Genomic DNA, 26027 nt, shown 5'->3' on the forward strand with positions numbered 1-26027 from the left:
AACCAATCATTCTGAACCGTCACGAAATTTAAAAACAAGAAATTCTAGATATGCTTAATTCAAAAATTCCCGCCGGGCAGTTAGATCTGAAGTGGACTGATTATAAGGGACATTGCAAACTCGTAAACCCCGCTAATAAACGCAAGCTGGAAGTGATCATCGTGGGAACCGGACTGGCCGGTGCTTCGGCTGCTGCCTCCTTAGGTGAACTGGGATATAAAGTAAAAGCATTTTGTTTTCAGGATTCCCCCCGCCGTGCGCACTCTATTGCCGCCCAGGGTGGTATCAATGCCGCAAAAAACTATCAAAACGACGGTGACTCCGTTTTCCGTTTGTTCTACGATACTATTAAAGGAGGTGACTACCGTGCCCGTGAAGCCAACGTTCACCGCCTGGCTGAAGTGAGCGCAAACATCATTGACCAGTGTGTGGCACAGGGTGTTCCCCTGGCCCGTGAATATGGCGGCTTGCTCAGTAACCGTTCATTCGGTGGTACACAGGTACAACGTACGTTCTATGCCGCAGGTCAAACCGGTCAGCAGCTGCTGATTGGCGCTTACCAGGCCCTTGAACGTCAGGTAGCCCTGGGTAATGTAACCATGTATACCCGCCACGAAATGCTGGATGTGGTATTGATAAAAGACAAAGACAAAGCTGGTAATGAAGTAGGTGAGGCCAAAGCCCGCGGTATTGTGGTGCGTAACCTGATCACCGGTGAACTCGAACGCCACTTCGGACATGCCGTGTTGTTATGTTCCGGTGGTTATGGCAACGTATTTTACTTAAGTACGAATGCCATGGGCAGCAACGTAACCGCTGCCTGGAAAGCACACCGCAAAGGCGCTTATTTTGGCAACCCCTGTTATACCCAAATTCACCCCACCTGTATTCCGGTGAGTGGCGACCACCAGTCGAAGCTGACGCTGATGTCAGAATCGCTGCGTAACGACGGCCGCATTTGGGTTCCTAAAAAACAGAACGACAACCGCAAACCAAGCGAGATCCCTGAAGAAGAAAGAGATTATTACCTCGAAAGAAGATATCCCGCCTTCGGTAACCTGGTACCACGCGACGTGGCCAGCCGTGCTGCCAAAGAGCGTTGTGATGCCGGTTATGGCGTAGGTTCAAGCAAACAGGCCGTTTACCTCGATTACGCCAATGCCATCGAGCGCTATGGTAAGATCGAGTGCGGTAAACTGGGTATTGACCATCCTTCTGCAGAAGTGATCCGCAAACACGGTCTGGATGTAGTAAAAGAGAAATACGGTAACCTGTTCGATATGTATGAAAAGATTACCGGTGAAAACCCATACGAAGTGCCCATGCGTATTTACCCTGCAGTGCACTACACCATGGGTGGTTTGTGGGTTGATTACGAACTGATGACCACCGTGCCTGGTTTATATGCACTGGGTGAAGCCAACTTCAGCGACCACGGCGCCAACCGCCTGGGAGCCTCTGCCCTGATGCAGGGATTGGCCGATGGGTACTTTGTAATTCCTTATACCATTGGTAACTACCTGGCCGATGAAATTTCTACCAAAGCCATTTCATTGGATCATCCTGAATTCGTAAAATCAGAAAAAGAAGTACGCGACCGCATAGAAAAACTGATGGGTATCAAAGGATCGCAATCAGTTGAAAGTTTCCATAAACGCCTTGGAAAGATCATGTGGGATAAATGCGGTATGGCCCGGAACGCGCAAGGGTTGCAGGAAGCCATCACCGAAATTCAACAACTGAAAAAAGAATTCTGGAGCGATGTGCGCATCCCCGGTGGTGTTGGTGAAATGAACCCCGAACTGGATAAAGCGAACCGTGTAGCCGACTTTATTGAGCTGGGTGAGTTGATGTGTAAAGACGCGCTCAACCGCAGGGAAAGCTGTGGCGGCCACTTCCGCGAAGAGTCACAGACCGAAGAAGGCGAAGCAAAACGCGATGATTCCCAATTCCAGTATGCATCTGCCTGGGAATTCAAAGGCGAAAGCGACTGGCAGTTGCACAAAGAAGAGTTGATCTTTGAACTGGCAAAACCAACTCAGCGCAATTATAAATAAATTCTAAATTCCCTAATTAACACGTTTATATAATGGAGCACTATAATATGAATCTTACCCTGAAAGTCTGGAGACAAAAGAGTAGCAAGGAGCAGGGCAGATTTGAGACATACCAGGTAAGCGATATTTCCTCAGAAATGTCTTTTTTGGAAATGATTGATGTGCTGAATGAGCGACTGATAAAAGAAGGAAAAGACCCTATTGCATTCGACCACGATTGCCGCGAAGGCATTTGCGGTGCCTGCTCAATGTATATTAATGGCCGCCCACATGGCCCCTGGCATGCCAATACCACCTGTCAGCTGCACATGCGTGCCTACAAAGATGGCGACACCATCGTGGTAGAGCCCTGGCGTGCCAACAGCTTCCCGGTTATCAAAGACCTGGTAGTTGACCGCACTGCATTCGATCGCATTGTACAGGCTGGTGGATATATCTCCGTAAATACCGGTAATGCCGTTGATGCCAACGCCATGCTCATCGAGAAAGATAAGGCGGATGCGGCTTTCGCTGCTGCTGCCTGTATCGGATGCGGCGCCTGCGTAGCGGCTTGTAAAAACAGCTCAGCCATGCTGTTCCTGTCGGCCAAGGTATCGCACCTGGCACTGTTGCCACAGGGCGAACCCGAGCGCAAATCACGCGTGTTGAACATGGTTCAGCAAATGGATAAGGAAGGATTCGGTTCCTGCACCTTTACCGAGGCTTGTGAAGCCGTTTGTCCCAAAGAGATCTCTGTGACAAATATCTCCCGCCTCAATAAAGAATACATAATCGCCGGTTTAACCGAGGATAAATAGTTCTGAATTAAAAGGATCTACAGGGTTGACAAAGTGGAAGTGGTAATACCGCTTCACCCTGTCAACCCTCTTTTTTTGTACCATAGAAAGCTCCTGTTAGAATCAGATTAGGATTACCACCAGTGGTGCAAAAACTTTATTACATGTGTAGGGGTTACAGAAGTTTTCAGGTTATATAGAAGCAACCAATTTATAAAACCAAAAAGGCCCGGTTAAATTGTACCATTTAGCCTTGCTTGTCGTGTATGCAACGTAAAGATTTGTACCTAGTAGGGATTCTTGTGCTTATTTTACTCTTCATTTTCCTGCCTCTTTTTTACAGCAACTACATCTTCATGGACGAGATCTTTCAGCTTTGGGGTTACAAGGCTGTCCCCGGTTTTTATATGTTCGTGGATGAAGGACGCTACCTGACCGAAGAATTGATAGGCTGGCTAACGAAAAAGATTGATACCATCCACGATATGATGTACTTACGGTGGTTCTCCCTGTTTGGCTGGATGTTGTGTTTGCCCGTTTGGTATGCCATCATTAAAAAGGAGACAGACAACGTTCCCCAATATAAATACCTGCCGTTTTTTACCTGTTTATACCTGATCACCAACCCTTCTTTTTTGGTGGCTGTTCAATGGTCTTCCTGTTTACAGTTTTTTATCTCAGATACGGCCTGCGTACTGGCAGGTGCCCTGGTCATAAACAGCCTTCGTTCCAAAGACAAAGTAGACAACTTCTTGTGGGCCAGCTTTTTTTCGTTATTGTTAGGTGTTCCAGCTATGTTTTTATACCAGGGATCATGGGCCTGTTTTCTGATCCCCTTTCTCCTGTATTTCGTTAACCCGTTGAACAGCAATAAAGACAAGGTGCTGATAAGAGGGGCAATCGTTCATTTTGCCGTATACGCGGCCTATTTTGTCGTTTATAAGGCCAGCTTCCTTTATTTTTTTAACGGCATTCCGGAAGACCCGCGAAACAAGGTGTATATAGACCCATTTGGAAAAATGGCTTTCTTTTTGGCCCGTCCGTTGGAACGAAGTTTCCGTTTTACCCTGCTCACCGAAGAAACAAGTCCTTTTTCGAAGGTCTGGTATGCATTGTCGGTGTTAAGCATGGGGCTGTTGACGTTGAAACGGTTTGGTAAAGAAAAAAGAGTGCAGGCTGTCAAACACCTGGCGATCCTATTTTTCGGTTTTGGGATAGTATCCTATTTACCTGGTTTGCTGATCAAAGAAAACTTTAACTCCAACAGGACCATGTTTGCATTGAACCTGGTGGTGTTCATCTATTGTCTTGAAATGGCATTGTTCTACATAAAGAACAAACTGTTCTTACAAATAGGAGGCGCAGCCGTTATGGTGTTTTTCATATTCTGTGGCCGTTTTAACTTTTATCAGGGTTTTGCACGGCCGTTAACGGAGGAAACGACAGCGCTTAAAGATTACTTCAAAGAACACTATAACAGCAACATTAAAACCGTTCATTGGATCCGTCCGGACGGGGACGCGTTCGTCAAAAAATTCCATATAAACCGGTCCATGGACGAATACGGGATGCCAAGCAGTTTATTTGTTTGGGTGCCTGATCCTATGAGTAAACAGCTGGTTTACGAAATAACTGGCAACAGACAGCTGGCTTCCAGTCTCCAGATAAAGCAATGGCCCAATGAAAATGAATACAAAAAATCGGGCGAAAAAGCCGACAGTAGCGTATTAGTGGTTGATACAAAGGAAATTATAGCGAATTTAAAGCCCTGATGGCCGGAAAGCGGTATAAAAATTCATAATTCCATATTCCCCATTGTTTGTCGTACCTTTGCGGCTTCAAAATTTTTGCGCACGTATGATTACAGTGAATAACGTGACCCTATCGTTCGGAAAGCGGGTATTATTCGATGAGGTAAATCTTTCCTTTAGTAAAGGCAATTGCTACGGTGTAATTGGCGCCAATGGTGCCGGGAAATCTACTTTCCTGAAAATTCTATCGGGTGAAATAGAGCCTAATAAAGGAACTGTTGATATAACGCCCGGCGAACGCATGGCAGTGTTGAAGCAGAACCATTTTGAATTCGACGAAATTACTGTGTTGAACACGGTTATGATGGGGCACAAGAAATTGTGGGATGTAATGCATGAACGGGATGCCATTTATGCAAAAGCCGATTTTAGCGAAGAAGACGGTATGCGCGCGGCTGATCTGGAAAGTGAGTTTGGCGAAATGGGTGGCTATACTGCCGAAAGCGATGCCGCCAGCATGCTCAGCGAACTGGGGGTGAAAGATGAAATGCACCAGTTGCTGATGAAAGACATCAGCGGCGCCATGAAAGTACGCGTTCTGCTGGTACAGGCACTGTTCGGTAACCCCGACATCCTGATCCTCGATGAGCCTACCAACAACCTTGACCTGGTTACCATCTCCTGGCTGGAGAACTTCCTGGCCGAATATGAGAACATCGTAATTGTTGTATCGCACGACCGTCACTTTCTTGATGCCGTATGTACGCATGTGGCCGATGTGGACCGTCAGAAGATCAAAATATACACCGGTAACTATACCTTCTGGTACGAAAGTAGCCAGCTGGCTGCCCGTCAGTTAGGCGATAAGAATAAGAAGATGGAAGAAAAGCGGAAAGACCTGATGGAGTTCATCGCCCGCTTTAGCGCCAACGCTTCCAAATCGAAACAGGCTACCTCCCGTAAAAAGGCCCTGGAGAAACTGGTTATCGAAGACATCACGCCTTCCAACAGAAAGTATCCTGGTATTATCTTCAAACAACAACGTGAAGTAGGTAACCAGATCCTGAACGTTGAAAAGCTGTCAAAATCAGTAGAAGGCAAAGTGCTCTTCAAAGACATCAGCTTTACCGTTAACAAGAATGATAAGATAGCCATTGTTGCCGATGACCATATGGCCATCACTGCCTTCTTTGAGATCATCAATGGCGAAGTAGCTGCCGATGGTGGTGGTAAAATAGAGTGGGGTGGTACCGTAACAAAAGCCTATTTGCCCAATGATAACTCAAAGTATTTTGCCGAACAGGGCAGCCTGAACCTGATGGACTGGCTGCGTCAGTATGTGCCATCGCATGTTACTGATGTGGATGAACCGTTCCTGCGTGGTTTCCTGGGTAAAATGCTGTTCACCGGCGATGAGATCCTGAAGAAAACAGGGGTACTGAGTGGAGGGGAAAAAGTACGTTGTATGGTTAGCCGTATGATGTTGCAGGACCCCAACGTGGTTATCCTCGATGAGCCTACCAACCACCTCGACCTGGAATCGATACAGTCGTTCAACGAAAGCATGACCAACTTTACCGGTATCGTAATGCTGTCATCGCATGACCATACCTTTATGCAAACCGTTGCCAACCGTGTTATTGAGCTTACGCCCAATGGAGCCATCGATAAACTGATGAGCTTCGATGAATACCTCGAAAGAAAGCAGGCCAATAAATTACAATTGGCTTAAATAAATAATATAGTGGAAGCCCTTCCGATGCATCGGAAGGGCTTTTGTTTTTTATATCCCGGTCCCATCCCTTATCTTTAGAGCACCCGATAATAAGAAATCAGACACCTCTCTAACGAATACATATGGGCACAACTGGCTGGGGAAATTTCTGGCAAGATCAGCGGAAATCGTTTTATGCAGTCATGAAAATGGCTACCGGTTACTTTGTATCGAAGTTTGCGAAACAGTATCCGCTACAACCAGCCGATGAAATTTTCGATTATGGATGCGGACCCGGTTTTGTGGCCGACTCCCTTTCTGGCAAATTGCAGGTTACCGGAGCAGATATCAATGATTTCTTTATAGAAGAATGTCGCAAAAACCATCCAGCCTCCCGCTTCTTTCTTATCTCAACAGACACTGCCGCCAATAAAAAAATACTGGAAGAAACGCTGAACGGAAAGCAATTCGATTACATCCTGCTTTTAAGCATCATACAATACTTTAAAAGTACCGATGACCTCAACGAGGTGATCGGCCTGCTGCGTACTTATTTAAAACCACAGGGCAAACTCATCATTGCCGATGTGCTGGATGAAAACACTTCCTCCAAAAAAGATGCGGTTTCGCTCTTTGTTCATTGTATAAAAAAGGGAAGGATAGGAGCCTTTGTGGGTTTTATCTCCTACCTGTTGTCTTCAGATTACCGTAAAATTTCAAGACAGAATAAACTGCTGCTTGTCTCCGAACAAACCATTCGCAGCATTGCCAGCCGGTATGGGTTCTATTGTGAAAAGGTGAATGGACTTACCCTTCAAAAATCCCGCTCCAATTATATCCTGGGTCACGCTTCGGTAAAATGATCGGTGCAAACCAGTAACAGATCGATAAAATATCATTTCATGCAATAAATGCTAACTTTAAGCGCTATGGTTACCAAACCACCGGCTTTTCAATTGAAACCGTATACCCCTCTTTTGAAAGGGCGGCCATAAAAAATCAAACTAGGTTGTTGATCGGGAAGAACCTGATACTGTGCATTTGTTTTTCCGTTGGCTGGCTGTTGGCTGTTGCCCAGAATCCGCGACCGGTTGCGCCTGCGTCAAACCTGCGTAAAAAGGTGGTTTCCGTAAAGCAGTCCACTATACAGCTCGATAGCATGAGCCTGGTGCCCGGTACCGTTTCCATAGCCGGCATCCCCGACAGCCTGTACAATATTGATTTTGTAAATGCCCGCCTTACCTGGAAGCAGTTACCCCCGCTGGATAGTGTCATTATACATTACCGCGTTTTCAGGACCCGACTGAACGCAGCAGTGAGCCGCATGCAGTACGACAGCATCATGAATAATTTTGCGGGACAGCCATTTACACCCGAATATATGGGAGTAGGCGGCATCGGCGATAACTTTTTCAACTTCGGAAACATAAATTACAATGGTAGCTTTGGCCGGGGCATCTCTTTTGGCAACAGCCAGGACGCCGTTTTTACCAGTAACCTGAACCTGCAGTTGAGCGGTTACCTGGCCGACAGCATCGAGATTGTAGCCGCCATTACTGATAACAACATTCCCATTCAACCCGACGGTACCACCCAGCAGCTGAATGAATTTGACCGCATCTTTCTACAGTTCAAAAAGAAGAACTGGCAGCTAAGCCTGGGCGATATCGATATCAGACAGCAGCAAAGTTATTTCCTGAGTTTTTATAAACGCCTGCAGGGGGTGGCTTTTGAAACCACCACCGCCATTACCGATAGCATTACCAATAATACCATGCTCAGCGGGTCTATTGCCAAGGGTAAGTTCACCCGCAATACCATCACAGGGCAGGAAGGTAACCAGGGCCCTTACCGGTTACAGGGCGCCAATAACGAGTTTTATTTTGTGGTGCTGGCCAATACCGAACGGGTGTACATCGATGGCGTTTTAATGCAGCGCGGGGAAGACAGGGACTATGTGATCAATTACAATACGGCGGAAATTTCATTCACCCCCAAACAAATGGTCACAAAAGACAAACGGATAGTGGTGGAGTTTGAATATGCCGACCGCAATTACCTGAACTCGAATATTTACATTACCAACGAAACCGATTTTACCAATAAGGTAAAAGTAAAGCTGGGGTATTTTAGTAATGCCGATGCCAAAAGCTCGCCCATAAATCAAACCCTGGATGCCGATCAAAAAGCATTCTTAAGGAACCTGGGCGACAGCGTTAACCAGGCTTACTACCCCTATGCACCCAAAGATACCTTTTCAACCGGCGCTATCCTGTATCAAAGAATAGATACCGTTTATAATGGAGCCCATGATTCCATTTACCTGTATTCAACCAACCCCGACAACGCCCAATACTCCCTGTCGTTTATTGAAGTAGGACCTAATAATGGTAACTACATTCCCGACCTTAATGGAGCTAATGGAAAGGTATACCGCTGGGTACAACCGCAAAACGGCATAAAGCAGGGGAACTTTGAACCGGCCGTGTTCCTGGTAGCGCCCAAAAAGCAAATGGTGGCCAACCTGGGGGTTGAATATAACATTACAAAGAATATGTCGCTGAATACCGAAGTGGCTACCAGTAATTATGATGTGAACACATTTTCAAACATCGATAAAAGCAATGACCGGGGGTATGCAGCCAAAGTAGATTTCAAAAACGCCATTCCGTTTAAAGCGTCAATGAAAGGAATCAGATTGACCACCAATCTGGGTTATGAGTATGTAGACTCCCGTTTTAAACCATTGGAACGGTTAAGGAATGTGGAGTTTACCCGCGACTGGGGCCTGCCGTTGTTATTGACCGACCCGGTAAATGAAAACATAGTAACCGCTGCTGTGGGTGTATCGGATAAAAAAAACAATGCCCTGCAATACCAGTTAACCGAATACAACCGCGGTACTTCCTTTACGGGGTTACGTCATAACATTACGCAGGTGCTGGATATAAAAGGCTGGAAGTTCAACAACCAGTTCTCCCTTTCCAATATAGACGCTACCGATAGCAAAGGCTATTTCTGGCGGCCCACCATAAATGTTTCGCGGCAGTTCGCTAAACTTAAAAACTATGTTATAGGCGGTGCGTATGGAGTAGAGCATAATAAAATTCGCGATAAGCTTACTGATACCATGGCCCCGCAAAGCTTTTCGTTTACCAATGCATCGGCCTACTTGAAATCCGACCCTGCCAAACCCAATCACTGGGGCGTGAACTGGTTTACCCGTATCAACTCATACCCACAGGCGTACAGCCTGGTAAAAACCGACCGCAGTCAGAACGTAACTCTCAATGCCGACTTAACAAAAGATCCCCGGCACCTGTTCCGGTTCACCAGTACCTACCGCAAACTGCAGATCCTCGACAGCACATTGAACGGCCAGAAACCGGAAGAAAGCCTGTTAGGCCGGGCCGAATACCAGGTGAATGTAATGAAGGGCTTATTGACCGGTAACCTGTTGTACGAGGTAGGGGCAGGACAGGAACAAAAAAGGGACTATTCTTATCTGGAAGTGCCAGCCGGCCAGGGCCAGTATACCTGGATAGATTATAACAACGATGGCATACAGCAGCTGAATGAGTTTGAAGCGGCCCTGTTCCAGGACCAGGCCAAGTTCATTCGCATTTTTACCCCCACCAATGTCTATGTAAAAGCCAGTTACAATACGTTTAACTACAGCGTTAACCTGAACCCACGCGCTGCTATAAATTTAAATACGGCCAATAAGCTGCGGAAGTTTATTTCAAAAATAAACCTGCAATCCGCATTACAGATCAATAAAAAGGAAGTGGCCGACCAACTGGTGCAGTTTAATCCATTTAAGGCGCCATTAAACGATACTTCCCTGATCACACTTAATAAAAGTTTTGTAAACACGTTCTCGTTTAACCGCTTTAGTCCGAAATGGGGATTTGATGTAACCAATTCCCGTACGGAATCCAAATCGTTGCTTACTTATGGTTATGAAAGCCATAAGCTGGATGAATGGTCAACGCGTACCCGCTGGAATATCTCAAGATTATTTGCATTGGAGTTAACCGGGCGTTCAGGCATCAATCAGCTGATCACCAGCAGTGCCAAGTTTGATAACCGCAATTACCTGGTCAAACAATATTCGGCTGAACCGAGGCTGACCTTCACCAAGGGCGGTAACTTCAGAATGGGAGTAGGGTATAAGTACAGCGATAAGAACAATGAGCAGGCCAGCCAGGAAAAATCGAAAGCCAACTCACTTAATACCGATGTGAAGTATAATATTTTACAGAGCACTTCTATAAATGCAAAATTCACGTATTCAGATATCTCCTTTAAATCGATCGATCCGGTGCCAAATCCCAATTCATCATCAGGGTATATTATACTGGAAGGCTTACAGCCGGGTAAGAACTATTTATGGACGCTTGATCTTACCAAACGACTGATGAACAACCTGGAGTTCAGTATGCAGTATGAAGGGCGTAAACCCGGCACATCGCGCATAGTGCATATAGGGAGAGCATCGATCAGGGCATTGTTATAATAACAATGTTAGTTGCCTGTTGAAGCGTTTCAGTAGTAAATAAAATATTAACCAACGGACGTTTTTGCAAAATGAAAAAGGATAAAACTTTAATTGCTTTGCTGGATAAATTAAAATCGAAGGCAGATTTTAATAAAGTAGAATTTGTTGATTATTGGGATGGCGATCTTTGCGCCATTGGCTTTAAACGAGGGATTCGGCTGGTTTATTTATCCTCATGGAATTTTTCTGATGGTAGAAGTAAAGGCTAAGATTATGATTTTGAATTGCTCAATGAGAATGCGCCCGACAAGCTGAATGTTCTAAAAGAAGCCAGAAATGTTAGTGAAGAAGAGCTTATTGCTGATATAAGAGAGTTTCTGGAGATATAAAAAAAGCCCCGATGGTTACCATCGGGGCTTTTTTCAAATATATAGTGAAAGATTATCCGAAGATGCCACCTTTCTTCAGTGAACGGGTAGCTTCGCCGATCTTGAAACCATTGTGGTATACTTCGATCTTGTAGTTACCTTGTTTGAAAGGGCTGTTTTGTTTCCACGCAAATTCTACGTGTTTAGCTTTACCTGCTTCGAAATCAACAGGAACTTTGGCAGTGAACAGTTTTTCACCTTCTTCACGAGTAGTGAATTTGCCAGAACCTAAAGCTTCAACAGCTACTGGTTGGCCATCAGGACCAGTGATGCAAACATAAACATCAGTAGAACCTGATTGAGCGATGCGGTTAGCAACGTCCATAGCAATTACCAGTTTGTCAACTTTCTTTGCTGAGGTTGTTTCTGATTCTTTACCACCTTTTTTCTCGTTTACAGGAGTAACAGAGATGTTAGAAGCATTCAGGGTAGAAGCGATGTCTACTTTGTTTGCTAACTCATCTTTCTGTTGAGTGGTAGTTTGCAGATCGGTAGTCAGTTTTTCTTTATCAGCAGTCAACTGTGTTTTTTCAGTTGTCAGCGTTTGATTTTCCTGAGTTAAACGAGCTACTTCTGCTTCCAGGTTAGCGATCTTGTCATTCAGTTCGCCAATCAAAGACTGAGCTTTCTTCTTCTCAGCTTCAGACAGACGTTGTTTTTTCAGGATGCTTCCGATCTGACCTTTCAGCTTGGTGATTTCGCTGGTTTTGTCATTTACTTTTCCTTCCAGTTCGTTGTTATAACCGGTTAAGGAATCCAAACGAGTTAAAGCAGCATCGAAACTTTTTTGCAATTCATTCTTTGATGAATCTACTGCAACGTATTGTGTTTGCAGTTGGGTGATCTTTTGATCAGACTTGTTTTTGTCCCATAAGAAGTATCCCCATGTACCGAGAATACCAACGGCCAGTAAGCCGATGATCAGGTTCTTTGAATCACGTTTTGGGGGAGCACCCTGTGGGCTTGCTGATGGATAATTGGTTGTACTCATAATAAGTGTATGTTTATTTTGAAAGGTTATAAAATCGGGTTCAGTATTCGTTTTTATTATGGGTTAGTTCGTCGTTATTGGGTTTCGCATATGGGTTTGACCAAAACCATGCCAGAATTTGGCATTTAACCTTTCCACGAGTCGGCAAAGAACGCAGAAGGGTAGTATTGTATTGTGTTACAGTTGTGTACAATTCGCTATATGTCACGGCTTTTTTTGTGGTAATATTGCAAAGTTTAAACCACGATTTATTAAAACATGTCTGCTGAAAAAATTATATCTGACTGGAAGAAAAAGCTTTTTAAACCCGTTTACTGGCTTGAAGGGGAAGAGGATTATTTTATCGATAAAATAGTGCAATATGCCGAGCATAACATTTTAACGGAGGCTGAGGCTGGTTTTAATTTGACGGTGTTTTATGGAAGGGATGCAGACTGGACACAAGTGATCAATGCCTGTAAAAGATATCCCATGTTTGCAGAACGTCAGGTAGTGCTTTTAAAGGAAGCACAGCATATGCGTGAAATCGACAAATTAGAGTCATACATCGAGCAACCGCTTACATCCACCGTGTTTATTGTAGCATACAAAGAAAAAAAGGTCGATGGCCGTACACAGCTTGCCAAATTGCTGAAAACAAAAGCAGAATTATTCACTACCAAAAAAATGTACGATAACCAGTTGCCCGACTGGACCAATGAGCTGGTTAAAAGTAAAGGCTACACTATTTCACAAAAAGGGTTATTGTTACTGGTTGATCATATCGGAAATGACCTCAGCCGCATAGATAATGAGATCGAAAAAATGCTGGTGAACCTCGGCAGCAGAACCAGCATTACCGAAGATGATATCGAAAAGTATGTGGGGGTAAGCAAAGAGTACAATCCTTTTGAATTGCAATCGGCCATGGCAGCAAAAGACCTGTCGAAAGCCATGCGTATCATCCAGTACTTTGAAGCCAATCCCAAAGCAGCGCCAATACAACTTGTATTGCCTACGCTTTATAACCTGTTTAGTAAAACGTACATGATCTTTGGCCAGGCCAGCAAGGACGAAAAAACAATTGCCGCCAATATTGGCGTGAATGCCTGGTTTGTGAAAGACTATTTACTGGTAGCCCGTAATTACGGCTATAACGGCGTAGAAAAAGCGCTGTTGCTGCTGCATCATTATAACCTCAAAAGCGTAGGTATAAATGATACCGGTACATCCGATGCGTCGTTGTTAAAAGAGATGGTGGTGAAGATGGTTAATTAGGAAAGGCAATGGGCAATTGAAAAAGGCAGTAGGCAGTGGTGAAAGGCAGAGGGCAGAAGGCAGAGGGCAGAAAGAAATACACTGCTTCCCGGCCTACGAGCCCACTCACTACTCACTACTCACTTTTCACTACTCACTACTCACTTTTCAACTCGTCAACCCTAACACTTTTAAAGTATCTTCTTTATCCTTCGCCAATTGTTCAACTAATGCCTCGAGGCCGTTGAACTTTACTTCGCTGCGCAAATATTTTTTGATGTATACGCGCAAGGTTTTGCCGTATATATCCTGGTTAAAATCAAATAGATTTACTTCAATCACCCGGTCAGTACCGCCAATGGTAGGCCGTACACCAATACTCATCATCCCATTCAAGATTGTCTGGCTTTTGCCTACTGCCCACTGCCTGCTGCCTTCTGCCTTTTCGCCATTGCCCATTGCCCATTCCCTATTGCCCTCTTCTCTCTGCCCGCTGCCCGCTGCCTTCTGCCCTTCCATGATCTCCGCCTGCACTGCATAGATCCCATTGCCCGGAATGATCTTTTCTTCATTTTCTATCCGCAGGTTAGCGGTAGGGTAACCCAGTGTGCGGCCCAGCTTATTGCCATCGACAACGGTGCCTTCAAAAAAGAAATCGTAACCCAGCAGGGTATTGGCCACATCGGTATTGCCCTGTAGCAGGGCTTCGCGAATGCGGGTGGAGCTTACCGTGTTGTCATTGATCAGATGGGCCGGTATTTCCAGGAGGTTAAAACCGAGGCGTTGGCTGTAGGTTTCCAGCAATTTGTAATCGCCTTTGCGGTCTTTGCCAAACCGGTGGTCGTACCCGATGATAACAGTATGGGGATGAAATTTCTCAACCAGAAACTGTTGAATGTACTCTTCAGGGGTTTGTTTGGCAAAAGCATCGGTAAAGGGCACTACAACCAGGTGGTCGATGCCATTTTTATCGAGCAGTTCAATTTTTTCATCGATGGTATTGATCAGCTGAATACCGGGCTGCCCGCTCACGATCACTTTACGGGGGTGGGGGTGAAAGGTAATGATCACCGTTTCCCCGCCAATACGGGCGGCTTCCCGCTTCAACTGCTCCAAAATGGTTTTGTGGCCGGTATGCACCCCATCGAACGTGCCTATCGTAACAACAGCCTTCGTAAAGGCCGGAATGGTATCTATGGAAAAATAAACTTTCATAAACGAGGTGCGAATGTACGCCAAGGAAGCCGAAGTAAGAAGTAGGAGATAGGAAGTAGGAGGTAGGAAGTAGGAGGTAGGAAGTAGGAAGTAGGAAGTAGGAAGTAGGAAGTAGGAGGTAGGAAGTAGGAGATAGGAAGTAGGAGGTAAGAATTCGGAGGCAGGAGTTCCGGCGGGCGGATTGTCGCCATTTCTCAGATTGCCCGTAATTCGGGCTTTTCTTACCTCTTACTTCTTACTTCCTGCATCATTTCTTAACTTCGCCCATTCAAATTGCAATTAAGAATAATGAGTTTATATTCACAACGGGGTGTTTCTGCCCAGAAAGAAGAAGTTCACAAGGCTACAGAAAAGTTAGATAAAGGTTTGTATCCCCATGCCTTCTGCAAAATATACCCCGATTACCTTACCGGCCAGCAAGACTGGGTGAATGTAATGCATGCCGATGGCGCCGGTACCAAAAGCATTCTGGCTTATTTATACTGGAAAGAAACCGGCGACCTGTCGGTTTGGAAAGGCATAGCACAGGATGCCGTGGTCATGAACCTCGACGACCTGCTGTGTGTGGGTATCACCGATAACCTGTTATTTTCTTCCACCATCGATAGAAATAAAACGCTGGTATCGGGCGATGTACTGGAAACCGTGATCAACGGCACCCAGGAATTGTTCGACTCCCTGAAACAGTTTGGGGTAAACATCCATTACCTGGGTGGGGAAACCGCCGATGTAGGCGATGTGGTACGTACCATTGCCGTAAACGGTACCATGACCGCCCGCTGGCCCAAGAACCGGCTGGTGACCAACGATAAAATTCAGGCCGGTGACGTAATAGTAGGTTTCAGCAGCTTTGGACAAGCCGTTTACGAAACCGAATACAACAGCGGTATTGGCAGCAATGGATTAACCAGCGCCCGCCACGACGTATTAAGCAAGTTTTACGCAGAAAAATTCAAAGAATCATACGAGAACAGCCTCGCCAGTGAAGTGGTGTACATCGGGCCCTACCTGCTCACCGATACTGTTGGCCGCGAACAATACCAGGTAGGTAAACTGCTGTTATCACCTACCCGTACTTATGCGCCTTTGTTGCAGGCACTGTTTGCCAATCATTTCGACGCCATCCACGGCCTTATACATTGTAGTGGGGGCGGACAAACAAAATGTATGAAATACCTGCCCGGCAACTTCCGGGTTATCAAAGATAATTTATTCGAACCACCCATCATCTTCCAGTTGATTCAGGAAGCCTCCGGTTCAGACAACCGCGAAATGTACCAGGTCTTCAACATGGGCCATCGCCTCGAAGTATTTACCGATGCCGCATCTGCTCCCCAATTCATTGAGGAAGCAAAAAAACTGGGCATCGAAGCACAGATCGTTGGCCGCGTAGAAGCCAGTGATAAAAAAGAACTAATACTGAAAGTAGGCGACGAGCAGATTGTTTATTAGGGAAGGGCAGAAGGCAGAGGGCAGAGGGCAGAAATAGAAAGGCAGTAGGCAGTAGGCAGTAGGAGAAAAGGCAGAGTCAAAGACTGAAAGGCAATGGGCAATGGTGAAAAAGCTGTAAACAGTAAGCAATAGACCACAACACGGCAACGCCTCCGAAAAATTAGAATAAAGATTTTAGTCGCGAGGCCGCGAACCTGGAACAATGAATTAAGAACATAGAACTAAAACCTAATAACCCAAAACCTAATAACTTACAAACCTAATAACCTACAAACCCAATAACTTTAAACTTTCAACTTTCAACTTTAAACTTTCAGCTAAATAACTTCTATCCCCGCATCCCGGTATGGTTTCAGGATCGGATCATCAGGAGATAATTCAGTGATCAGCATATGTATTTTACTGATCTCACAAATGTGGATCGGTTGAATGCTGTTGATCTTTTCGGCAATGCTGAGGCATACCACTTTTTGCGATGATTCCACCATCGCTTTTTTCAATTGCACCACATCCCAGTCGCTGTCGGTAATGCCATCTTTCAGACTAATGGCGTTAACCCCTAAAAAACACAGATCGGCGCGAATGCGTTTGATTTGCGTGATGGCCTCGCCGCCGGTTGTGATCTTACTGTTTTTGGAAACTTTATCGCCGATGGCAATCACATCCACCGATGGATGTTGCATGTATTCCAGTATGGCGGGTATGCTGCCCGAAACAAAGGTGGCTTTTAACCGCGGTGGTAGGGCCCTGGCCATTTCAATGATGGTGGTGCCGCCCGTTGTTAGCACAAACATGCCATCATGTATAAGCGATGCGGCCTTGCGGGCAATGGTTTTTTTATGATCGTGTGAATATACCTGGGAGGAGGTATAATGTACCTGACTGAAAGAGTGCGACAAGGCCCCGCCATGCACTTTTATGATCTTACCTTCATCGGCCAGCTCCTGCAAGTCGCGGCGGATGGTATCTTCCGATACGTTCATGTCCCTGCTGAGGTTACTTGACATCACCTTATTGTGAAGGTTCACCTGGTGTAAAATATAAGCTTGTCGTTCTTTCTTTAACATGTTAATGAGGGCCTTAACCCAATTTTAATTCCGGGCGAAAGCTATAGAAAATACTGTATAATTAATGTAAAATTTTGGTTGAACCGGGGGTTAAAAGCTACACAAAGCTGGTATTAAAATAAAGAGTCATTTACCCCCTGGCAAATGACTCTTCTTATATGCTAAATTTCTTATTTAAGTAATGGGCGCCTGTTTTTTATCAAGTCGGAAAGCGACTTTGAAAAAGTATTGGGCAGGTGGCAAATGATCCCCTTTCGTTAATTGGGGTTTCTTTTCATACACGCTTTTTACCACATCCCGGAATAGCGTTTGTGTTGCTGATTGGCTAAGTGGTCCGGCACCGGCAGGTGATTTATTATCAATATAGCTTACAATTACCAGGTTGTTTAGAGTTTTGGCTTCAACAGGAGCCTCGTCATAGATATTTAAATTACCGATCTCTCCTTTGTTATCAACAGCTATCGAAAAGTATACCACCCCTTCCGCCTGACTGGCCAACGCCTGTTTGGGATAACTGGCAGTGCGGTTAAAATGTTTGCTGATCTTGTACAGAATAGAATCCCGTAGCGGACTGTTCATGGAGGTGTAGTCAGTCGCCGGTTTGGTTTGGGCCATGCTTACCGGTTTGTTGTGATAGTTCACAGCGCCTTCCAGGATCTTTTTGGCAACAGCTTCCTGGTTGGCAGGGTCGCTGAAATAAGCCATGTCTTTTTCATTATTGATGAAACCGCATTCAATCAGCAGGGCAGGACAGGGGGTGCGCTGCAACACCCAGATGTTTTGATTGGTGCGCGTTTTCAAGGTCTGATTGGTTGCATATACCTTACTTAATTCCTGGGCTATAACAGAACCTAATTGTTTCGACTGATTAACGCGTTGCGTGGTATCATTGGGAATATAAATCTCAAAACCGGTTCGGGTAGTGACAGGCTCATCACTATAGGAAGCGTGTATGGAGATATACATATCAGGTTGGATCTTCTCCGCCATGGCGGTACGGGCCCTTAATCCATCATGAATAGTGGTACTGCCGCCCGGTAAATTCTCATCGGTACGTGTCATAACCACGTTCACATTATAAGCCGGTGCCAGGCGCTGTATTGTCTGGCTTATTTGAAGCACCAGGTGACTCTCTTTCACTTTGCCATCCGTGGTTTGGGCGCCCGGATCTATGCCGCCATGGCCGGCATCGACCATGATCGTCAATGGCTTTTTAGCAATTTCAATGGCAGACCGTTGCGCACGAAAGGCGATCGTGCAGAAAACAAGGGCCAGTACAGGCAGCACCATTAACCGGCTGCGATAGCTGTACCGGGTACTTTGATTGTTAGTGATCATGGCAATACGTCTTTTGATATGGTTTTGGAAAAAATGGTTGGTAACGGACGGGTAGTTGGCCTTCATGGTTTGCAGTACCAGTAATTCTGCATAATCGTAGCGGTCGTTGCCCGATATGGCGTATTGATCGGCCAGGAACTCATGAATGGCTTTCAGTTCCTTTTTCAGCAGATGGAAAAATGGGTTCACCCAAAAAAGGGCTGTGATCAGTTCGGTGAATATAATATCGGTGGAATGTTTTTGCTGCACATGAAACAGTTCATGGCGAAAGATCTGCTGGCCGTCGCGACTGTTAAATGTCAGTTCATTGTTCCAGAAAATTGACCGGAAAAAAGAAAATGGTGTACCCGGTTCTCCCGTATTAAAGAACTTCAACCCGCTGATGCGTTCAAACGGATAATGCTTTGATATACGCCTGATGTACAACAGCGATTTGACCAGCATAAAAAGCAGCACCAGCATACCTGCTGCATACAACAGGTAGATCACATTGTCCAGGGTGAACAGCCGGGCTATCAATCCGGGGCCGGCATCCATTGCTTCTTCCTCGCCACGATCAACGGTGAGCACCTGCAGGGTTTGGTATACGGCCTGGTTTACCGGGCTCTGGGGTTGGTACAACACCGGTATCCTGATCAGGGGGAGCAAAACCGATAACAGCAGGGTGGCTTGCAGGTAGAACCGGTTATAGTGGTGAAACCGCTTATTGCGTAAAAAAAGCCAGTAATAGCCCAGCAGAATGCCGGAGCACAGCATAACTTTTTCCAGGTACAGTAAGAAGGTCATTGATTATCGTTTTTGGCATTTTTGATTTGTTCCAGCAACGCTTCCAGGTCTTCCTGGCTCAGCTTGTTATCGTTCACGAAATGCGAGAGCAATTTGGCCGCCGAGCCTTCAAAATATCCTTTTACCAGTTGGTTGATGCTTTTTTTGCCATACTCGGCTTTACTTACTGCCGGTTTGTACAGGTTATTGCGCCCCTGTACTTCATAATTTACAAACCCCTTCTCAATCAATATCTTAAGTATGGTGGCAACGGTATTGGAATGCGGTTTGGGTTCGGGCATCGCATCCATCAGGTCTTTTAAAAAACCCTGATTTAACTGCCACAGGATCTGCATTACCTGTTCTTCGGCTTTTGTAAGAGACTTCATTATAACTAACCTTTTAGTTAATCAAATGTATAACTAATTTGTTAGTTGCTGGGTGTTTTCTTTTATTTTGTTTGAATTATTTTATTAACAGGTTACGTAGGGACTGAAATTTGCTACCAGTTATTAGGAAAAATGAGATATGACAGGCGTTTGGGGGATTGGCATAAGAATAAATATGTATTCGTGACTAATTATTAGTAAAATATTGTTTATGTTATTGCTATTTTATCCACAAAAGCTATGAGGTTTGAAGATTGAATGTTACTTTTGCAGACAGTACCGGATGGATTAACACGTTATTAGCACCTGACTTGCAACCTCCCCGAACATAGTCAGTCTTGCAAATGTTAGTATAGTACCCTTAAACAAAACAAAAAAAGAAAGGCGATTTAATATCGACGATAAAAGTCATTTATATTAAAGTAGATAAGTAGATATGAGACAGCTCAAAATTGCAACCCAGATTACGAATCGTGATTCGCAGGCAGTAGAAAAGTATCTTCAGGAAATATCTAAAATTCCGATGATCACTCCCGAAGAGGAGACCGTACTGGCCCAGCGTATCAAGATGGGTGATCAGAAGGCATTGGATAAATTAGTGCAGGCCAACTTGCGTTTTGTGGTATCTGTTGCTAAGCAGTATCAGCACCAGGGTCTTTCTCTTAGCGATCTGATCAACGAGGGCAACCTCGGTTTGATAAAAGCAGCCCAGCGTTTCGATGAAACCAAGGGTTTTAAATTCATCTCATACGCCGTATGGTGGATTCGCCAGTCCATTTTACAAGCGTTGGCAGAGCAGGGCAGATTAGTCCGCCTGCCTCAAAACAAAATTGGCACCTATAACAAAGCTAACAAAGCGTACATGGCTTTTGAACAGGAACATGAGCGGGAGCCAAGTACCGAAGAATTAGCCGAGTTGCTCGAAATGAGCGAAACCGAGATCAACAACATTTTCCAAAGCAATACCCGTCACACCTCGCTCGATGCTCCGGTTCACGAAGCTGAAGACGTAGCCATGGGTGATTTGCTGGAAGGTGGTGATGATACAGACGACGATGTAATGAAAGATTCATTACGTAACGAAATTCGCCGCGTGTTGAAATCCCTCAGCCCCCGCGAAGCAGAGATCGTAAATGCTTACTTTGGCCTCGACGGTGAGAATGGAGTAACTATTGAGCAGATCGGACAAAAGTACGACCTCACTAAAGAGCGTATTCGTCAAATCAAAGAAAGAGCGATCAAGCGTTTACAGAAAGCTCGTTACAGCAACGCACTGAAAGCATATTTAGGTTAGTATAAGTACTATTAAAGAAACGAACCCCGGTTGGCGTACTGCCTTCCGGGGTTTTTTAATGTCTTAAAAGAGACTTATATTTATTTGAACTTTCATATATCTGGTTCGTTATTTGAATGCTAATGAGGATACCATGAAAAGGCACACCGGGTTAGTAGCTATAATATGGGGGATCATCATTTCTTCCTGCGAAAAAACAATCAACTTCAAGCCCAACGATACGGAGCCGGAACTGGTTGTGGAAGCCTCTATTGAAAATGACCAGCCGCCGGTTGTTATCCTATCTCAAAGTCTAAATTATTTCAATCAGATCAGTACCGAATTACTGGCCAGTTCCTTTGTACACAACGCCGAGATCACTATCTCAAATGGCACAAAAACACACCGCTTAAAAGAACTCCAGGTACCGGTAGCCGGAGGGTATACGCTCTATTATTACACAACAGATTCTTCCAGTTTAAATACGGCTATTACCGGTGAAATGGGTAAAGAATACTCACTCAGCGTGAAAACCGACGACCGGGAATATACAGCTACCACTACCATCCCATTCCTCAAAAAAAAGATCGATTCCCTGTGGTGGACAGACGCCCCCAACAACCCCAATCCCGAAAGAGTGATTGTAATGGGCCGGTTCATTGATCCGCCGGGCCTCGGCAATTATACCCGCTATTACACTTCGGTGGATGGCTGGCCGTTTATGCCCGGCTTAAATTCGGTGTATGACGATCAGCTGACCGATGGAACAACCTACAATATGCAGGTTGAGCAGGGGGTAGACCGGAACAAACAATATAACCTGGAGAACTATGCCTTTTTCGAGCACGGTGATTCTGTGGTAGTAAAATATTGCAATATAGACAAAGCCACCTTCGACTTCTGGCGAACCATGGAGTACAGCTACACCAATATCGGCAACCCCTTCGCCTCACCCAGTAAAGTGATCAGCAACATCCACGGCGGCGGACTGGGCTACTTTGGCGGCTACGCCGTTCAATATAAAACCATTGAAATTCCGTAACCAGGCTTCCCCCAGGCCCCTTTCTACGCAATCAACCTCTCATTTTTACCTCAATCTCCTTACTTTAAACCCTTGTCAACTTGTTAACCTGTCAACTTGTTAACCTGTCAACGTGTTAACCTGTCAACGTGTTAACTGATCAACCCCGTCAACTTATCAACTGATCCACGCTTATCAACCTGTTATCCAGACCGGTGCCCCTTTATATTTTTCGTAACTCATTTTCAGGTAATTTTGTCAAATTTCTCTCAGAATACAGCAAAGAATTATGGAAAGTGAAAAAATACATTGCCTGATAATAGGTAGCGGACCGGCAGGATATACCGCAGCAATTTATGCAGCAAGAGCAAACATGAAACCGGTATTATACCAGGGTATTCAGCCTGGCGGTCAGTTAACGATAACAACAGAAGTAGAAAACTACCCCGGCTACGCCAATGGGGTACAGGGGCCTGAAATGATGGTCGATTTTGAAAAACAGGCTGCCCGCATGGGGGCCGACATTCGATTTGGCCTGGCTACAAAAGTTGATTTTTCAGCTCCTCCTTTTAAAGTTTGGATCGACGAAGATAAACTGGTGGAAGCAGATGCAGTGATCATTGCTACCGGCGCATCGGCCAAATGGCTGGGCCTGGAAAGCGAGGAACGCCTGAATGGCTTTGGCGTTAGCGCCTGTGCCGTATGCGATGGTTTCTTTTTCCGTGGTAAAGAAGTAGCTATAGTAGGTGCCGGCGATACAGCAGCAGAAGAAGCCTTGTATTTGTCGAAATTATGCTCTACCGTACACATGTTCATTCGCCGCGAAGAAATGCGCGCTTCCAAAGTAATGCAGGAAAGGGTACAACGTACCCCAAATATCAAGGTTTACTGGAATACCAACACCGATGAGATCCTGGGTGAAAACAAGGTAGAATCGGTTCGGGTAAAGAATGTAAAAACCGGTGACCTGCAAACCATTCCCATCAGCGGCTTTTTTGTGGCCATTGGTCACCAGCCCAATTCAGACATCTTTAAAGGATGGCTCGATATGGATGAGGCCGGTTATCTGAAAACTATTCCCGGTACATCAAAAACAAATATCGAAGGCGTATTCGCCGCCGGTGATGTACAGGATAAAATATACCGCCAGGCAGTTACCGCCGCAGGAAGTGGCTGTATGGCCGCGCTGGATGCAGAACGCTATTTATCAGCTAAAGGGCTGGTATAGAATTCCAGGCTAAAGGTGAAAGGCTAGAGGTCAAAGGTGAAAGGCTAAAGCCCAATAGCTTAAAGCTTTAAGAGCATGCAAACGCTGAATGTCGAAACCGGATGCACCATCTGCATTAGGTTTAGACTTTCAGCGTTTGGTATTTTATATTTGGCGCAGAGGTGTATTGGCTTTCGCCTTACAGCTTTCACCTTTCACCTGTTTTTATGGCATTGTTTTAGCAAAACAAAATAAGTTTATGGTTGTTATCGAATTAAATCAGGTCCGGCTCCATGCATTTCATGGTATTTATGAAGGGGAGAAACTAACCGGCAGTGAATATGAAATAAATGTCCGGGTAGTATATGAAGAAGGCGACAGCACATTTGATGATTTAAAAAATACGATCAATTACGTTGAAATACTTGATATTGTAAAGCAACGTATGCGAATACCGACAGGTCTTTTGGAAAAGGTGGCAGACAGCATTATTCGCAAGATCAAACATCGATATCCATTTAGTTCAGAGATCAGTATTTCAATCTATAAATTGGATGCCCCTGTAGAAAATTTCCAGGGGAAACTGGGCGTTACATTACTTAAGAAATTTGATGGGTAAACTGGGACGTACAATAGGGCTGTTGCTTTTGTTAATCCTGCCATTCGAAAACGATGCACAGGATATCAACGGGCTGTTGAAAGATGCACAACAGCTCGAAAGCGCATTTAAAGAACCGGAAGCCCTGCAAAAGTACCTGGATATAATTCGGGTACAACCCAACAATTTAACCGCCCTCATTAAAATAAGCGAGCTCTACAGTATTCTAGGAAAACACCAGGGAACAAAAGACAAACAAAAAGAATATTACGGAAACGCCCGCGTGTATGCGCAAAAGGCCTTAAGTGTGAATGCCAATAGCTCCGATGCCAATGTGGTTATGGCCCTCGCCATGGGACGCATGGCCCTTATATCTTCCGGCGATGAAAAGATAAAAGCGGTAAAGGATGTAAAATCCTATTCTGAAAAAGGCGTTCAGCTCGATCCCAATAATTACAAAGCCTATCACGTGCTGGCCAAATGGCACTATGAAGTAAGCGACCTGAATTCGGTAGAAAAATGGCTGGTGAAAGTGGCTTATGAAGCATTGCCCAAAGCCAGTTTGGACGAAGCCATTAAATTTTACGAAAAAAGCCGCCAGCTCAATCCCTCCTTTTTATTGAACTACCTCGAACTGGCCAAATCATACCATCGTAAAGACAACGATAAAAAGGCCGTAGAGCTACTGGAAACCATGCTCAAAATGCCCGTTAAAATGAGCGAAGACAACAACATAAAAGCCAAAGGCAGGAAGTTGTTGGAAGAATACCGGTAACTAGATCACTTTATCCTTCCATTTGCCGCTGCGCATATAAAAGAAAGAAGGTAAGAACAAACAGGTCCAGTACAGCCACTCACTCATCCAGCCAAAAGTGATCGATAAAAAGAATTTATCTAAGGTGAGGTAAATGTATATGCAGTACAACACAATGGCGAAGATCTCAGCCAGCATGGAAATACGGGTATTGCCCGTACCGATAACGGCATTCAGGAATACCACCGCCAGCGACATCATCAAAATGGCTGCCGACATTACCCGCACCACCGGAATGGCCTGAGCAACAAACCCGCCCGACTGACCATAAACCGAAAACAGCAATCCCGGAAACAAATTGAGGAAGATGGCTATAACGATGGCCGAACCCAGGCTTAACCGGATCATTTTTCTGATCAGTGGCCAGATCAGTTCCTGTTTACCCTGGCCAATGATATTGCTTACCATGGCATTGGTAGTGGAACCAAAAGCCCAGATCACAATACCGGCCAGCCCAAGGATGTTGCGCATGGTATTGGAAACGGCCAGGGCAACTTCTCCATGGGCATCTATAAGCAGGAAAAAATACTCCCAGCTCAGCAAACTGATGCCGTGCTGAAAAATAAGCGGGAGCGACATGGAAAGAATAAGCCGCGTTTGATACCCGTCCCACCCAAAATTTTTGAATAAATGCAATTGCTGACTGATGCCTTTTTTCCAGATCACCAGGTAAACCACCAGCAGGCCGGTTATTTCGGCAATGATGGAAGACACAGCAGCCCCGTTCAGGCCCATTTCGGAAAACCCGCCCCGACCAAAGATCAGCAGGTAATCGAGCAGAATATTGGTGCCTGCCTCGGCCAAAGCGCCCCCCACCAGGTATTTACTCTGGTTGGTGCCTACCAGCAGGGCATTGCGCATTTGATAAATGTATAAAAAGGGGAGGCCCCAGATGCGAATCTTACAAAAAGAAACAGCCTGTTGCAGCCGCTCGGGCTCCCTGATAAAGGAACCGAACAGATACGGAGTAACCGTATAGGTAAGCAGAATGCCCAGCAATGAGGCGGTAAGCCCTATAAATACAGCCTGACTGAACAGTTTACCAATTTCTTCCGGTCTGTTTTCCCCGGCCCGGCGGGCAATCAGTGCCTGCAGGCCATTGTTCAGCCCATACCCAATGGCTGAAAATATAAGGTAATACACGCCCGTAAGACCGGCGATGGCCAGTGCTTCTTTACTATAATGCCCTAAAAAAATATTATTGGTAACAAAATTGATTTGTGGTATTAAAATGGAGAAGCTGATCGGTGCAGCCATTTTAATGATCTGCCGGGTAGTGAGTTGTACCTGGAATGCTGTATTTTTAGATAAGGTGCTCATATCTTTAAGGGGCTGCAAAGATACGGGTGAATCGTGAGCGGTCAATAATGAATAGGATACCGGTATTTTCTGGTAACTAGGATATTTTTAGTATCATTGCAACTTTTGATAATT

20 protein-coding genes are annotated in these 26027 nt (G+C 45.2%); 14 read left to right on the forward strand and 6 right to left on the reverse strand.

Translation table 11 applies throughout. From position 1 onward, the window contains the following. The first annotated feature begins 50 nt into the window (after positions 1 to 50). The 7 genes from BMX95_RS09140 to BMX95_RS09170 all read left to right on the forward strand — a co-directional run bounded on the left by BMX95_RS09140 (position 51) and on the right by BMX95_RS09170 (position 11068). Complete coding sequence (locus BMX95_RS09140) at positions 51 to 2057, forward strand: fumarate reductase/succinate dehydrogenase flavoprotein subunit (protein ID WP_081197424.1); 2007 nt, start codon at positions 51 to 53, stop codon at positions 2055 to 2057. Between the two features lie 32 nt (positions 2058 to 2089). Continuing rightward, entirely contained in the window at positions 2090 to 2854 is a 765-nt protein-coding gene (locus BMX95_RS09145; protein ID WP_081197425.1) for a succinate dehydrogenase/fumarate reductase iron-sulfur subunit, read from the forward strand. Positions 2855 to 3189: 335 nt separating this feature from the next. Next, on the forward strand, positions 3190 to 4605 hold the full coding sequence (locus BMX95_RS09150) for a hypothetical protein (RefSeq protein ID WP_081197426.1): 1416 nt from the start codon (positions 3190 to 3192) through the stop codon (positions 4603 to 4605). An 85-nt stretch (positions 4606 to 4690) separates the two neighbouring features. Next, positions 4691 to 6316 (forward strand): ABC-F family ATP-binding cassette domain-containing protein, encoded by a 1626-nt coding sequence (locus BMX95_RS09155; RefSeq protein WP_081197427.1) that lies wholly within the window; start codon positions 4691 to 4693, stop codon positions 6314 to 6316. A gap of 125 nt (positions 6317 to 6441) precedes the next feature. Next, positions 6442 to 7161 carry a class I SAM-dependent methyltransferase gene (locus BMX95_RS09160; protein WP_081197428.1) on the forward strand — a complete coding sequence of 240 codons (720 nt, stop codon included), beginning with the start codon at positions 6442 to 6444 and terminating at the stop codon, positions 7159 to 7161. 149 nt (positions 7162 to 7310) lie between these two features. Then, a complete protein-coding gene (locus BMX95_RS09165; RefSeq protein ID WP_242672980.1) occupies positions 7311 to 10817 on the forward strand; it encodes a hypothetical protein in 3507 nt (1168 codons plus the stop codon). A 71-nt stretch (positions 10818 to 10888) separates the two neighbouring features. After that, a complete protein-coding gene (locus BMX95_RS09170) occupies positions 10889 to 11068 on the forward strand; it encodes a hypothetical protein (RefSeq protein ID WP_081197430.1) in 180 nt (59 codons plus the stop codon). Between the two features lie 172 nt (positions 11069 to 11240). Here BMX95_RS09170 and BMX95_RS09175 read toward each other — a convergent pair whose 3' ends face one another. Then, entirely contained in the window at positions 11241 to 12218 is a 978-nt protein-coding gene (locus tag BMX95_RS09175; protein WP_081197431.1) for a coiled-coil domain-containing protein, read from the reverse strand. Positions 12219 to 12476: 258 nt separating this feature from the next. Here BMX95_RS09175 and holA point away from each other — a divergent pair, with 258 nt between their 5' ends. Next, the gene (gene holA / locus BMX95_RS09180; protein WP_081197432.1) at positions 12477 to 13475 is read left to right on the forward strand and encodes a DNA polymerase III subunit delta; all 999 of its coding nucleotides are present in this window, start codon (positions 12477 to 12479) and stop codon (positions 13473 to 13475) included. Positions 13476 to 13622: 147 nt separating this feature from the next. On the opposite strand, the gene BMX95_RS09185 is transcribed toward holA, so the two are convergent. Then, a complete protein-coding gene (locus BMX95_RS09185; RefSeq protein WP_081197433.1) occupies positions 13623 to 14669 on the reverse strand; it encodes a bifunctional riboflavin kinase/FAD synthetase in 1047 nt (348 codons plus the stop codon). Between the two features lie 288 nt (positions 14670 to 14957). Here BMX95_RS09185 and BMX95_RS09195 point away from each other — a divergent pair, with 288 nt between their 5' ends. Further along, positions 14958 to 16121, forward strand: a complete 1164-nt coding sequence (locus BMX95_RS09195; RefSeq protein ID WP_081197435.1) for an AIR synthase related protein — start codon at positions 14958 to 14960, stop codon at positions 16119 to 16121. Positions 16122 to 16438: 317 nt separating this feature from the next. On the opposite strand, the gene BMX95_RS09200 is transcribed toward BMX95_RS09195, so the two are convergent. From BMX95_RS09200 to BMX95_RS09210, 3 genes are all read right to left on the reverse strand, one after another. Next, a complete protein-coding gene (locus BMX95_RS09200) occupies positions 16439 to 17188 on the reverse strand; it encodes a DeoR/GlpR family DNA-binding transcription regulator (protein WP_081197436.1) in 750 nt (249 codons plus the stop codon). A gap of 174 nt (positions 17189 to 17362) precedes the next feature. Next, on the reverse strand, positions 17363 to 19312 hold the full coding sequence (locus BMX95_RS09205; protein ID WP_081197437.1) for an N-acetylmuramoyl-L-alanine amidase: 1950 nt from the start codon (positions 19310 to 19312) through the stop codon (positions 17363 to 17365). After that, on the reverse strand, positions 19309 to 19680 hold the full coding sequence (locus BMX95_RS09210; protein ID WP_081197438.1) for a BlaI/MecI/CopY family transcriptional regulator: 372 nt from the start codon (positions 19678 to 19680) through the stop codon (positions 19309 to 19311). The genes BMX95_RS09205 and BMX95_RS09210 overlap by 4 nt, the downstream gene beginning before the upstream one ends. 436 nt (positions 19681 to 20116) lie before the next feature. On the opposite strand from BMX95_RS09210, the gene BMX95_RS09215 reads away from it, so the two are divergent. The 5 genes from BMX95_RS09215 (at position 20117) to BMX95_RS09235 (ending at position 24554) form a co-directional block, all read left to right on the forward strand. Then, positions 20117 to 20974 carry a sigma-70 family RNA polymerase sigma factor gene (locus BMX95_RS09215; RefSeq protein ID WP_014217201.1) on the forward strand — a complete coding sequence of 286 codons (858 nt, stop codon included), beginning with the start codon at positions 20117 to 20119 and terminating at the stop codon, positions 20972 to 20974. A gap of 133 nt (positions 20975 to 21107) precedes the next feature. Then, positions 21108 to 21995, forward strand: coding sequence for a DUF4249 family protein (locus BMX95_RS09220; protein WP_081197439.1), 888 nt, complete (start codon positions 21108 to 21110; stop codon positions 21993 to 21995). A gap of 268 nt (positions 21996 to 22263) precedes the next feature. Then, positions 22264 to 23202, forward strand: coding sequence for a thioredoxin-disulfide reductase (gene trxB / locus BMX95_RS09225; protein ID WP_081197440.1), 939 nt, complete (start codon positions 22264 to 22266; stop codon positions 23200 to 23202). 88 nt (positions 23203 to 23290) lie between these two features. Beyond that, positions 23291 to 23800, forward strand: a complete 510-nt coding sequence (locus tag BMX95_RS09230) for a dihydroneopterin aldolase (RefSeq protein ID WP_081197441.1) — start codon at positions 23291 to 23293, stop codon at positions 23798 to 23800. 22 nt (positions 23801 to 23822) lie between these two features. Next, positions 23823 to 24554 (forward strand): tetratricopeptide repeat protein, encoded by a 732-nt coding sequence (locus tag BMX95_RS09235; RefSeq protein ID WP_133053835.1) that lies wholly within the window; start codon positions 23823 to 23825, stop codon positions 24552 to 24554. Here the strand turns inward: BMX95_RS09235 and BMX95_RS09240 are convergent, their stop codons facing one another. Continuing rightward, the gene (locus tag BMX95_RS09240) at positions 24555 to 25913 is read right to left on the reverse strand and encodes an MATE family efflux transporter (protein ID WP_081197443.1); all 1359 of its coding nucleotides are present in this window, start codon (positions 25911 to 25913) and stop codon (positions 24555 to 24557) included. Between the last annotated feature and the right edge of the window lie 114 nt (positions 25914 to 26027).

The organism is Niastella yeongjuensis (genome assembly GCF_900110245.1).
GTDB lineage: Bacteria > Bacteroidota > Bacteroidia > Chitinophagales > Chitinophagaceae > Niastella > Niastella yeongjuensis.

Excerpts from the sequence above, each read along its gene's own strand:
- BMX95_RS09140 (WP_081197424.1), top strand. The coding sequence starts at position 51 with ATGCTTAATTCAAAAATTCCCGCCGGGCAGTTAGATCTGAAGTGGACT.
- BMX95_RS09145 (WP_081197425.1), top strand. The coding sequence starts at position 2,090 with ATGGAGCACTATAATATGAATCTTACCCTGAAAGTCTGGAGACAAAAG.
- BMX95_RS09150 (WP_081197426.1), top strand. The coding sequence starts at position 3,190 with ATGGACGAGATCTTTCAGCTTTGGGGTTACAAGGCTGTCCCCGGTTTT.
- BMX95_RS09155 (WP_081197427.1), top strand. The coding sequence starts at position 4,691 with ATGATTACAGTGAATAACGTGACCCTATCGTTCGGAAAGCGGGTATTA.
- BMX95_RS09160 (WP_081197428.1), top strand. The coding sequence starts at position 6,442 with ATGGGCACAACTGGCTGGGGAAATTTCTGGCAAGATCAGCGGAAATCG.
- BMX95_RS09170 (WP_081197430.1), top strand. The coding sequence starts at position 10,889 with ATGAAAAAGGATAAAACTTTAATTGCTTTGCTGGATAAATTAAAATCG.
- BMX95_RS09175 (WP_081197431.1), bottom strand. The coding sequence starts at position 12,218 with ATGAGTACAACCAATTATCCATCAGCAAGCCCACAGGGTGCTCCCCCA.
- holA (WP_081197432.1), top strand. The coding sequence starts at position 12,477 with ATGTCTGCTGAAAAAATTATATCTGACTGGAAGAAAAAGCTTTTTAAA.
- BMX95_RS09185 (WP_081197433.1), bottom strand. The coding sequence starts at position 14,669 with ATGAAAGTTTATTTTTCCATAGATACCATTCCGGCCTTTACGAAGGCT.
- BMX95_RS09195 (WP_081197435.1), top strand. The coding sequence starts at position 14,958 with ATGAGTTTATATTCACAACGGGGTGTTTCTGCCCAGAAAGAAGAAGTT.
- BMX95_RS09200 (WP_081197436.1), bottom strand. The coding sequence starts at position 17,188 with ATGTTAAAGAAAGAACGACAAGCTTATATTTTACACCAGGTGAACCTT.
- BMX95_RS09205 (WP_081197437.1), bottom strand. The coding sequence starts at position 19,312 with ATGACCTTCTTACTGTACCTGGAAAAAGTTATGCTGTGCTCCGGCATT.
- BMX95_RS09210 (WP_081197438.1), bottom strand. The coding sequence starts at position 19,680 with ATGAAGTCTCTTACAAAAGCCGAAGAACAGGTAATGCAGATCCTGTGG.
- BMX95_RS09215 (WP_014217201.1), top strand. The coding sequence starts at position 20,117 with ATGAGACAGCTCAAAATTGCAACCCAGATTACGAATCGTGATTCGCAG.
- BMX95_RS09220 (WP_081197439.1), top strand. The coding sequence starts at position 21,108 with ATGAAAAGGCACACCGGGTTAGTAGCTATAATATGGGGGATCATCATT.
- trxB (WP_081197440.1), top strand. The coding sequence starts at position 22,264 with ATGGAAAGTGAAAAAATACATTGCCTGATAATAGGTAGCGGACCGGCA.
- BMX95_RS09230 (WP_081197441.1), top strand. The coding sequence starts at position 23,291 with ATGTCGAAACCGGATGCACCATCTGCATTAGGTTTAGACTTTCAGCGT.
- BMX95_RS09240 (WP_081197443.1), bottom strand. The coding sequence starts at position 25,913 with ATGAGCACCTTATCTAAAAATACAGCATTCCAGGTACAACTCACTACC.